We start from the raw sequence: 10,568 nt of genomic DNA on the forward strand, positions 1-10,568 counted from the left end.
TCCTTCGGATATACGGCAAGGCTGTGGTCTTGACCCTTCGTGACCATCAACCCTCCCGCCAGCTCGTCCCGGAACTTCGCAGGCAACGTGAGTCGCCCTTTGTCGTCCAGTCGAGGGGTATAGGTACCGAGGAACAAGCCGCGACACCTCCTACCGAATCACCCTTCGACTGTTCGGTCTCCTGTAGTGCGCGCTCCACATTACCCCACTTTCCCCCACTTTCAATCGAAAGCGGCGGTGATCTCAGTCCCCGCTTGGCGAACTTTGCAGGTCACACCAGCTATCACCACGGTGGGGAACTTTCGCCCCAGTTCCCCCGACACGCACGGCTCGCGGCGGAGGGCACCCGACAACAGTTAGCAAACACGCAGATAGCGCCCATTTCCGGCGAAAGTGGGTGCAGGTGGGGCAATGCCGTGGGTGAAGGTGGGGAGGGCCGGCGGGACATGGACACGCCGCAGAACTTCCACGAGAAACGCCGCGACGCCACACCTCAAGTCGGTGTGGCGCCACGGCGTGTCGCGCTTGTTTCAGTTAGCCGATAGAGCTGTCCGCCGAAGCGGAGCAGACCGATCAGTTGTCCTGCTCGAACCGGCGGCGGAACCGGTCCTCCATACGAGATGAGAACCCGCCCGACTTCTTCTGCCGACCCCGGCCGCCGCCGGGTTCGGTGCCCGCCGCAGGATGGCTTTCACTGCCACGGCCGCCCTGGGAGCTCATCCCACGGCCACCGGACAGCAACAGCACACCTGCGCCGAACATGACGATGAATCCGATCAAGCTGATGATCGGGAAGTCGCCCAGCTTGACGGGCGCGGCGATGCCTGCCACGAGCAGAAACAGACCGAGGACGAACAAAGCCGCCGACTGTAATCTGCGCCGGCCGGTGGCGGAACGCAGGCGTCCGCCCCGGACCGTCGAGGCGAACTTGGGGTCCTCAGCGTAAAGCGCGCTCTCGATTTGTTCGAGCATGCGCTGCTCGTGCTCGGAGAGTGGCACGGTACCTCCCCCGGCACTAGGTGGTGGCGGTCGCCTCCGGGTAGGCGACAGATAGCCGACGTTGGCGGCTGTCTGCCATTAATAATACGAGTTCGATCAGAGAGCTACCACCTACTCGCCGATACTCAGGCCAGCATTCCGGCAACCCATCCCGTACTGGGACGCAATCGTGACGCTGCGGCCAGCAGATCTTCGACGTCATGCAGGAATGCGCCTACCCGCGAAGAGAACTCGTCGGCGCGTTGATCATCGATCGGCCGGGGCAAACCGGCCTCCAGCGCGGCCCGGGTTTCGGACTGGCCGGTGAAGTAGTCCGCCCACATCACGAATTCGGGTGCGGCGGCCTGCATCAGCACCCAGGCATTGCGGGAACGTGCACGTGGCGCACGGTCCGCGCCGGTCAGAGCGAGTACTGCGCCGGCTCCGCGCAAGGCGGCCAGATAGGCCGTGCGGAACCGCTCGGCCGGATCCTGCTCCCCCGCCGCCTGCATGAGCAGGCCGTCGGCGCGCCGTAGGAGTTCTCCGGCACGCCCCGGATGGGCCGGACGTTGGTTGCTACCGGACATCGGGTACCTCCCCACTCGCATACCCGGACCACCGCGAAGATCGAACAGGTATTCGAAGGTTTCAATTAAGTTGAATATAAAGACACCCACCGACAAGTTCCGACGCTCGACCGTGAAAGCAACGCGGGACGGGATCGGCGCTATCGTCGGACCCACCGCCCGCGCTAACGAGAGCTGCGCCTGCCCGATGACCGCCGTCACCCCGAACACCACGCCCGCGCCTGTTGTCGTCGATCTCTCGGCGGCGACCATGCGCGCCCGGCTGCACGACGCCCTCTCGGTGTACGTCGCGGCCATGGACTACCCGCGCGGCACCGAACACCAGCGCGCACCCATGTGGACCGAGCACACCACCAGGCCCGGCTGGCAGTCCGTGGCCGCGGTGCTACCCGACGACGACGGGCGGCTCGACCTGCGCACCGCGCCCATCGTCGCCATCGCCTACGGGTATCGCGGTGCGCCGCACCAGTGGTGGCATCAGCAGGTGTACAGCGGTATGCGGCGCACCGGCTGGCCGGAACACGCTGCGCGCGAACTGCTCTCCGATTACTTCGAGTTGACCGAACTGCATGTGCATCCCGCCGCGCAGGGACGCGGCATCGGTGAGATCCTGCTCACCCGGCTGCTGCAGAACCGGCCGGAACGCAGTGTGCTGCTCTCCACACCGGAGGTCGATGCCGAATCCAATCGCGCCTGGCGGCTCTACCGCCGGCAGGGATTCGGTGATGTAGTGCGGCATTTCATCTTCTCCGGCGACACCCGCAAGTTCGCGGTGCTGGGGCGGCGGCTGCCACTGTGAGTGAGCGCGAACGGCGCACCCGGCCACTGTGCGCCCCGCACCCGGCGGAATCGAACGCCGGCGCAACGCAACTGGCCTCCGGACCCGGGCAACCAGGCTCCGGACCCGCGCGACCGAACTCCGGCACGGTCGCTCTGTGAGCGTCGTGATTATCGGGTCGGGCCACAATGCGCTGGTCGCGGGCTGTTATCTGGTGCGGGACGGGCATGCCGTAGAAGTGCTGGAACGCGATACCGTGCTCGGCGGGGCGGTATCGACGGTCGAGCGGTTTCCGGGGCATCAGGTGGATCGCGGGTCCTCGGCGCACATCATGATCCGGCACACCGGGATCATCGAGGAGCTCGACCTGGAGCGCTTCGGGCTGCGGTATATCGACTGTGATCCTTGGGCTTTCGCGCCCGCGCCGCCCGGGACCGACGTGCCGCCCATCGTGTTCCACCGTGATGTGGAACGCACCTGCGCGTCCATCGCCGCGGCCTGCGGTGCGCGTGATGCCGCCGCGTATCGCACCTTCGTGCAGGTGTGGGGGCCGCGGACCGCGCGCGTCATGCGGTCCTTCGCCGGTGCGCCGACGCCCGGGCGCCTGCTGCGATCGTTCTGGGGGCTCGACGCGCAGGGCGGCGGGAGCGCGCTGTCGCGGGAGTTCCTGCAGAGCGGAGATGCGCTGCTGGACAGCTACTTCGACAGTGAACGACTGAAGGCGGCGCTCGCCTGGTGGGGCGCGCAGTCCGGGCCGCCCATGTCCGAGCCCGGGTCCGCGCCCATGGTCGGGTTCGCGGCGCTCATGCATACGCTGCCGCCCGGCCGGGCCGTCGGCGGCAGCGGCGCGCTGGTGGCGGCGCTGGTGGCACGGCTGCGGGCCGACGGCGGTGTGGTCAGTCCGGGGGACGCCGTGACTTCGCTCACCCGGTCCGGGAAGGGCTGGCGGGTCGGCACCGCGAGCGGCCGAGACCTGTTCGCGGACACCGTGATCGCGGGCTCGCACATTCTCACCACGCTGGATCTGCTGGCGGAGGGCGGATTCGACGCGGACACGGTCGAGGACTGGCGCCGCCGCATCCGAGTAGGTCCCGGCATCGGCATGGTGGTGCGTGCCGCCACCACGGCACTGCCGGAGTATCCCGGCGCGAAAGCCGCCGAATCCGCCACGGGCCTGCAACTTCTCGTCACCGACCGCGGTCAGCTGCGCCGCGCACACGGGGCCGCGCTCGCCGGTGATCTCCCGCCCCGCCCCGTGGTGCTGGCCATGAGTTTCACCGCCCTGGACCCCAGCATCGCGCCGCCCGGTGAGCACCAGCTTTCGCTGTGGGCGCAATGGCATCCGTACCGGCTCGCCGACGGCAGCTCCTGGACCGAGCACGCCGATCGTGAGGGCGATCGCATCATCGCCGAAGTCGAGGCGCACGCACCGGGTTTCGCGGGCACCGTGCGCGACCGCTTCGTGCAGACCCCCGCCGATCTGGAACGCGAAATGGGCCTGCTCGGCGGCAATGTCATGCATATCGAAATGTCTCTCGACCAGATGTTCCTCTGGCGCCCCCTCCCCGAACTCTCGAACCACCGCGTCCCCGGCGCCCCCGGCCTCTACCTCACCGGCGCCTCCACCCATCCGGGCGGCGGCGTCTCCGGCGCCAGCGGCCGCAGCGTCGCCCACCTGGTCCACCGCGACCTCCGCCGCCCCCGCCTCCGCCTCCCCCGCCGATGAGCAGCGATCCAGCACTCAGGAAGCCTCCCACCGCCCCGGCGCGGGAACCCACCACTCGCACAGCGCCGAAAACCCTGGTGACGCCGGGATCGACCCCCGCGGCAATGGCCTTCATCGTCCGAGCGGGGACAACCCCCGCCGAGTCGGCGGCAAGAATCCGCACCATCCCGGCGCGCTTGTGGCCGGGATCCACCGCCGGTTCCGGTCGGCCGCCTGCCGGAACGGCGAAGTCGGAATGACCGAGACGGCGAATCGGGCGCTGAGCACGCACAGGTGGGTTGCACAGCGGGCGTTGATTGTCACCGCGGCACCTGCGGTGTTGTTGGTGTTGGTGCAGATTGCTTATCCGCTGGCGCATGGGGTGGCGCGGGATCGGGTGACGGTGGCGGTGGTGTTGTTGTCTGCCACTGCGGCGCTGGTGCATGCGGGGGTTACGCGTGGGGTGCGGTGGACTGCCGGGCTGTTGGTGATCGTCTCGGGGATCGGGCTGGTGGCCGAGATCGTGGGGACCACCACGGGTGTGCCGTTCGGGTGCTACGAGTACGCCAGTGGGCGCCTGGGGGCCGAGGTGGCGGGAGTGCCGCTGGTGGTGCCGCTGGCCTGGACCGGTGGGGTGTATCCGGTGTGGGTGGCGGTGCGGTTGGTGAGTTCGCGTGCGGGGGTGCGGGTTTCGTTGACCGCGCTGGGGGTGGTGGGGTGGGATCTGTTCCTGGATCCGCAGATGGTGGCGGATGGGCAGTGGCGGTGGAGTTCCGGACTGCCGGGACTGCCGGGGCTCGGGCAGATTCCGTACACGAATTATCTGGGGTGGTTCGCGGTGGCGCTGGTGATGGCGGGACTGCTCGAACTGTGGGATCGGACGGCGCCGGACACCGGCGTGGCGCGGGTGGTTCCGGTGGCGGTATTCCTCTGGACCTGGCTCGGCTCGACACTGGCGCACGCGGTGTTCCTGGGGCTGCCGGTCTCGGCGGCGTACGGGTTCGCGGGGCTCGGTGTGGTGGGGATTCCGCTGGTTCAGGGGCTCAGGGCCCGTCGAATCACACTGCGGCCCCTGGGCCATGGCACGATGTGACCCGTGCCGAGTCCGATCACCCCCACAGCAGACGACACGCTCGAGTCCGCGGCACCGCCGCCGTCGCCGGTCCGGCGATCGCGTAGGTGGGTGCGCGTATCGGCGGTCATGCTCTTCGCGGCCCTCGCCGTCATGTTGACCGGATGCCTGCGCGTCCAGGTTTCGATGGGCGTCTCCTCCAACGACCGGGTGTCGGGCCGCATCGTGGCCGCCGCCATCCCGCAGAACGACAAGGACAAGGGCCCGCAGCTCAAGGCCCCCGACGCGCTCACCTCGAAGGTGCGGGTGGATTCGTACTCGCAGGATGGGTACGTCGGCAGTCAGGTCTACTTCGACGATCTCACCTTCGGTGAGGTGCAGCAGCTCGGCGCGCTCTCGGACCAGACCCAGGGCATGTTCAACCTGCAGTTCAACCGGGTCGGTGACCTCGTCACCCTCACCGGGCGGGTGGATCTGAAGAGCCTGCCGCCGCAGGGCTCCGATGTGCAGCTGACCGTCGCCTTCCCCGCGCGCATCGCCACCACCAACGGCACCCGCGAGGGCGACTCCGTGGTGAGCTGGAAGCTGCCCGCCGGTGATGTGACCACGCTGCGCGCCGAAGTCGGCTACGCGGACCCGAATACGCGTTCCTTCGCGGGCTGGGCCGGGATCGTCGGCGGTCTCACCCTCGCGGTGGCGGCCGTGGTGGCCGTGCTCGCCTATATGACCCGCAATCCCGATCCGCCGGCGTACGTGCGTGCGGCGCGCTGGATTCGCTCCAGCCGCAATACCCGCGTGTGATCGGGTCCCGTACCCGGGAAGTCTCGGTGCGGGCCGGAGCGGCCCTCGCGGGCTTGGGTGCGGCGACCGCACTGGTCAATCGAATCACGGTGCGGCAGTTGCGCGATGGGACTGCCGAGGTGACCGAGTCGGTCACCGTCTGCATTCCCGCCCGTGACGAGGCCGATCGGCTGCCGGGACTGATCGCGGATCTTCGTGCGCAGCAGGGTATTCCGCAGCTGCGAGTGATCGTCCTCGACGATGACTCGACTGATGGCACGTATCGCGCAGCCCTCGAGGCCATCGGTGGCGATAAGCGATTCACCCTGGTGCGCAACGACACTCGACCCCCGCCGGGATGGACCGGAAAGAACGCCGCCTGCGCTCGCCTCGCCGACCTCGCACCCGACAGTTCCCAGGTGCTCGTCTTCCTCGACGCGGATATTCGCTTGGCGGCGGGAGCCGTCGCTGCGGCTGTGCGCGAATTGCGGAGGGCGCAAGCCGGTTCGGTCTGCGCCTGGCCGCTACAGCGGGCGGAGACGGTCACCGAGCGCCTCGTACAGCCGCTGCTGTGCTGGTCGTGGGCGGGCACCTTGCCGCTGATCGTCGGCAATCGGAGTCTGCGGCCGTCGATGGCGGTGGCCTGCGGGCAGTTCCTGGCCTTCGACGCCGCCGACTATCGCGCACTTGGCGGGCATGCGGTGGTCGCGGACCGGATCACCGAGGATCTGGCCATCACGCGTGCCCTGCGGCGGGCGGGGCGGCGCACCGTGCTGGTCGCGGGCGGTCAGCTCGCCGAGACCCGGATGTACCGGGACGCAAGGGAACTCGAAGAGGGCTACAGCCGGTGGTTGTGGACCGCCTACGGTGGGCCCGCGGGCAGCGCCGCCATTGCCGCCCTCCTGGCACTGGCCTACTGGGTGCCGCCCGTCGCCGCGCTGTCCGGGCGGGGACGGACGCGCCGCCTGGGGCTGCTGGGCTACGCCGCCGCCGTCACCGGCCGCCTGCTGGCGCGTTCGACGGAGAGTGGCGGAAATCTCACCCGTGCGGATGCCCTTGCGGCCCTGGCGCATCCGGTTGCGATCGCCGCCTATCTCCGACTGTCGATGCGGTCACATCTGGCCCACCGCGGCGGCACCCTGTCCTGGAAAGGCCGGGCCCTCAATAACACTCGCTGATCAGGGAACGGGCGTGACACCCACGGTCGGGAAGAAGAAGCAGGACCGGTTGCCATTGTTGACCACACCGAACATGGCGGCCAGGACGGTGCCGGAGCCGGTGGTCACCGGGACCGCGCGCACGCCGCCCGTCGGGAGCGAACCGGCGAAGAAGTCGTGCACCGCCTGCTCCACCATGGGCCGGAGCTCGCCCGGGACCTGCGGCGGGATCATGGCATTGAGGACTGACGACAGCGAGCCCATGGGCGTGAAACCGCCACGGCCCGTGGTGAGATTGAGCCAGGCCACCTGCATACCCGAGGTGTCCGTCCCGTCCGGGTTCAGGCCGTAGGGGACGAAAGCGAACATGGTCTGGCCCGCCTTGACGGCCGAAAGATCCAGTCCGGGAATGGAAACCGCGAACTTCGGCCACGGACCGGGGATAGCGCCGGCAATGGCGGGGGCGAGCCCGAGTGTGGTGCCGCCCACGCAGAACGGCGCGGCGGTCGGGTACATGAAGGGCTCGACGCCCAATTGCTGTAGCCCGTCCAGGGTTTGGCTGTAGGCGGCGAACCAGTCCGAGGGTGCGGCGGTCTGTCCGGCGCGGGCGAGGGCGGAGACGACAGCGGCGGTGGCGTGCGGGTCGAGCCCGTTCGCCATGGCGGCTGCGGCGCCCTTCGTCAGCGCTACGTTGAGCCCTTCCACCGGCGCACTTCCGTCGGCGGTCGCGGCAGCCGCCGGCGGATTGCCGGGGAGGTCGGGCGCGGCGGTTGCCGGTCCGGCTGCCGCCAGCACTGCGCAAGCGCCTACTGCGCCTGCGACGCGTACGAGGTTGTGCAACACGGGCATGAGCGTCTCCTCAACATCGCGGTCGAGGTCGCACGTTACTCCGCTGACCAGCACATTCCGGACATTTAATCCGGCAAGCCGGACCTGGCTCGCCGCCGGTCCGGCCGCGGGTCAGGCGTGCGCCGGAGTCGCGGAGACGGTGTAGCCGAGGTTCGCCAGGACTTCGCTGGTGGTCTTGGCGAAGTTCAGGGTGATGAAATGCAGGCAGGGCGCGCCCTCGTCGATGAGGCGCTGGGCCATCTCGGTGGCGATCTCGATACCGGCGGCGCGCACGGCGGCCCGGTTCTCCTCCGGACCGTCACCGGCCGCCAGGCGCAGGCGCTGCAGCACCGATTCGGGCAGTTCGCGGCCCGAGAGTTCGACGGCGCGCTCCACCGTGCGCAGCGAGGTGATGGGCATGAGCTCCGGAATGATCGGCTTGGCGCCGGCGACCGGATCGATCTTGGCCACGCGGTCGCGCAGCCGGAGGTAGTGCTCCGGATCGAAGAACATCTGGGTGATCGAATACTCCGCGCCCGCACGCAGTTTCGCCACCAGATGCGCGGTGTCCTGATCCAGATCGGTCGAGCGCGGATGGCCCTGCGGGAACGAGGCCACACCCACATGGAAGTCGCCCAGCTCGCGCACCATGCGCACCAGCTCCTCGGCGTACTCGACGCCCTCGGGATGCTGCACCCAGTCCCCCAGCGGATCACCCGGCGGATCACCGCGCAGCACCAGCAGATTGCGAATACCCGCATCCGCGTAGGCGCCGACGATGGAACGCAATTCGGCAATGCTGTGATCCACGGCGGTCAGATGCGCCACCGTCAGCAGCGTGGTCTCCTGCGCCAGCTGCCCGGTCACCCGCACCGTGCGATCCCGGGTGGACCCGCCCGCGCCGTAGGTCATGGAAACGAACGCCGGATGCAGCCGCTCGAACTCCCGAGCCGCCCGCCACAACCGCGCCTCGGCCGCCGCATCCCGCGGCGGATTGAACTCCACCGAGAACGGCACCGACCCATCCGCACGCGGCCCGAGCTGCTGAACTATGGAACGAGTTCCGGACACTTGCGGTGTGCGGGAAACTCGGCCAGGGGTCGAATATCCCCGTACATTGTCGAAACTCACGCCCTCAGTTTAAGGGCACCGGCCCCGCCACCTCCCCGGACCCGACCGCACCGGTCGCGCCACACCCGCATTCCCCGCCCCGCCCCGGAAAATACGACCATGGGAAACCTCCAATAGATCGGGCGCTAGTGCCCACCCGGGTCCCCCAACGCAACAGCTGATTTCGCGACCTTCGGGTAACTCCTGGGGCACCGCCGAAAACCGTCTCCCCCACCCGACGTCACTGCGAGTACGTGGCCGGTGGGGCTCCTCAGCCGCCCGCCAAAATCCCGGGGAGGCGAAGGAGACCGCTAAAGTCTCGGGGAGGCGGCACAGCTAGAGTCGTTGCCGAACCCCTGCCCCGCGTTGATCGTGGTTTCGCGGTGTCGGCTGTTCCCGCGAAAGCGTCGCGCCGAGCGCGCGGCACACACCTCAGGAGGATCCCCTGTCCGCCGGACCCGGTACCCCGACGCGCCACCCGGTCGGCGCGGGATCAATCGTCGCAGCTGTCGAGGAACGTCTCACGCATTTCTTCGTCACTCGCCGCGAGTACATCGAGCCGCTGGGGCCGGTGGTCCTCGACGCCGCGCGGACGCTCGAGGAATTCGTGCTGCGGGGCGGTAAGCGCACTCGGCCTGCCTTTGCCTGGACCGGCTGGCTCGGTGCCGGGCACAGCGCCACCGATCCGGAGGCGGATGCGGTGCTGACCGCCTGTGCGGCACTGGAATTGGTGCAGGCGGCGGCGCTCATCCACGACGACATCATCGACTCCTCGCGCACCCGGCGCGGATTCCCCACGGTGCATGTGGACTACGAGACCCGCCATCGCGACGGGCAGTGGGCGGGCGACTCCGCACACTACGGGGCGAGCATTGCCACCCTCATCGGCGATCTGGCGCTGGCCTGGGCCGATGACATGACCCGCGATGCGGGACTCGACGCGGCGGCGCTGCACCGGTTCGGTCCGGTGTGGGCCGCCATGCGCACCGAGGTGCTCGGCGGGCAGATGCTCGATATCCACGGCGAGGCCGGCGGTGACGAATCCGTCGAGGCGGCGCTGCAGATCAATCGCTTCAAAACCGCCGCGTACACCATCGAACGCCCGCTGCACCTGGGCGCGGCGCTCGCCGACGCCGACCCGGAACTGATTGCCGCCTACCGCGAATTCGGCACCGATATCGGCATCGCCTTCCAGCTGCGCGACGACCTGCTCGGCGTGTTCGGCGACCCCGCGGTCACCGGCAAGCCCTCCGGCGACGATCTGCGCGAGGGCAAGCGCACCGTGCTCATCGCCGAGGCGCTGCGCCGGGCCGACCGTGCCGATCCGCCCGCCGCGGCGCTGATTCGCAGCAGTCTCGGCACCGATGTCACCCCCGACGAGGTCACCGAACTGCGCCGCATCCTCACCGAGCTAGGTGCGGTGGACGCGGTCGAGCAGCGCATCACCAGCCTCACCGACCAGGCCCTCACCGCGCTGGATGCCAGCACGGCAACAGCGGATGCCAAGCGGCAGCTGCGCGCAATGGCCTTGGCCGCCACCGCCCGGTCCTACTGACCACGTGGTGGGATGGGG

General features: G+C 69.0%; 10 protein-coding genes and 1 pseudogene. 6 read left to right on the top strand and 5 right to left on the bottom strand.

All coding sequences use genetic code 11. The features are described from left to right. The 3 genes and pseudogenes from JWN03_RS34600 to JWN03_RS34610 form a co-directional block, all read right to left on the bottom strand. Positions 1-137: pseudogene (locus tag JWN03_RS34600) on the bottom strand (division/cell wall cluster transcriptional repressor MraZ); the annotation flags it as partial. Between the two features lie 436 nt (positions 138-573). Further along, positions 574-999: a DUF3040 domain-containing protein gene (locus tag JWN03_RS34605; protein ID WP_297623966.1), complete on the bottom strand. Its 426-nt coding sequence runs from the start codon at positions 997-999 to the stop codon at positions 574-576. 125 nt (positions 1,000-1,124) lie between these two features. Then, a complete protein-coding gene (locus tag JWN03_RS34610; RefSeq protein WP_297623969.1) occupies positions 1,125-1,565 on the bottom strand; it encodes an SAV_6107 family HEPN domain-containing protein in 441 nt (146 codons plus the stop codon). 187 nt (positions 1,566-1,752) lie between these two features. Between JWN03_RS34610 and JWN03_RS34615 the strand changes: the two genes are divergently transcribed. From JWN03_RS34615 to JWN03_RS34635, 5 genes are all read left to right on the top strand, one after another. Next, positions 1,753-2,364 (top strand): GNAT family N-acetyltransferase, encoded by a 612-nt coding sequence (locus tag JWN03_RS34615; protein WP_297623985.1) that lies wholly within the window; start codon positions 1,753-1,755, stop codon positions 2,362-2,364. Positions 2,365-2,500: 136 nt separating this feature from the next. Beyond that, the gene (locus tag JWN03_RS34620) at positions 2,501-4,069 is read left to right on the top strand and encodes a phytoene desaturase family protein (protein WP_297623972.1); all 1,569 of its coding nucleotides are present in this window, start codon (positions 2,501-2,503) and stop codon (positions 4,067-4,069) included. 325 nt (positions 4,070-4,394) lie between these two features. Continuing rightward, positions 4,395-5,141 (top strand): carotenoid biosynthesis protein, encoded by a 747-nt coding sequence (locus tag JWN03_RS34625; protein WP_366914515.1) that lies wholly within the window; start codon positions 4,395-4,397, stop codon positions 5,139-5,141. Positions 5,142-5,249: 108 nt separating this feature from the next. Next, positions 5,250-5,921 carry an LppM family (lipo)protein gene (locus JWN03_RS34630; protein WP_297623988.1) on the top strand — a complete coding sequence of 224 codons (672 nt, stop codon included), beginning with the start codon at positions 5,250-5,252 and terminating at the stop codon, positions 5,919-5,921. Then, the gene (locus JWN03_RS34635) at positions 5,921-7,078 is read left to right on the top strand and encodes a glycosyltransferase (protein WP_297623991.1); all 1,158 of its coding nucleotides are present in this window, start codon (positions 5,921-5,923) and stop codon (positions 7,076-7,078) included. The genes JWN03_RS34630 and JWN03_RS34635 overlap by 1 nt, the downstream gene beginning before the upstream one ends. Here JWN03_RS34635 and JWN03_RS34640 read toward each other — a convergent pair whose 3' ends face one another. Next, positions 7,079-7,906: a hypothetical protein gene (locus tag JWN03_RS34640; RefSeq protein WP_297623978.1), complete on the bottom strand. Its 828-nt coding sequence runs from the start codon at positions 7,904-7,906 to the stop codon at positions 7,079-7,081. A 111-nt stretch (positions 7,907-8,017) separates the two neighbouring features. Further along, positions 8,018-9,016 carry a methylenetetrahydrofolate reductase gene (locus tag JWN03_RS34645; RefSeq protein WP_297623981.1) on the bottom strand — a complete coding sequence of 333 codons (999 nt, stop codon included), beginning with the start codon at positions 9,014-9,016 and terminating at the stop codon, positions 8,018-8,020. A gap of 424 nt (positions 9,017-9,440) precedes the next feature. Between JWN03_RS34645 and JWN03_RS34650 the strand changes: the two genes are divergently transcribed. Beyond that, positions 9,441-10,550 (top strand): polyprenyl synthetase family protein, encoded by a 1,110-nt coding sequence (locus JWN03_RS34650; protein ID WP_441343118.1) that lies wholly within the window; start codon positions 9,441-9,443, stop codon positions 10,548-10,550. Positions 10,551-10,568 lie beyond the last annotated feature (18 nt).

It is taken from the genome of Nocardia sp. (genome assembly GCF_025465275.1).
Lineage (GTDB): Bacteria > Actinomycetota > Actinomycetes > Mycobacteriales > Mycobacteriaceae > Nocardia.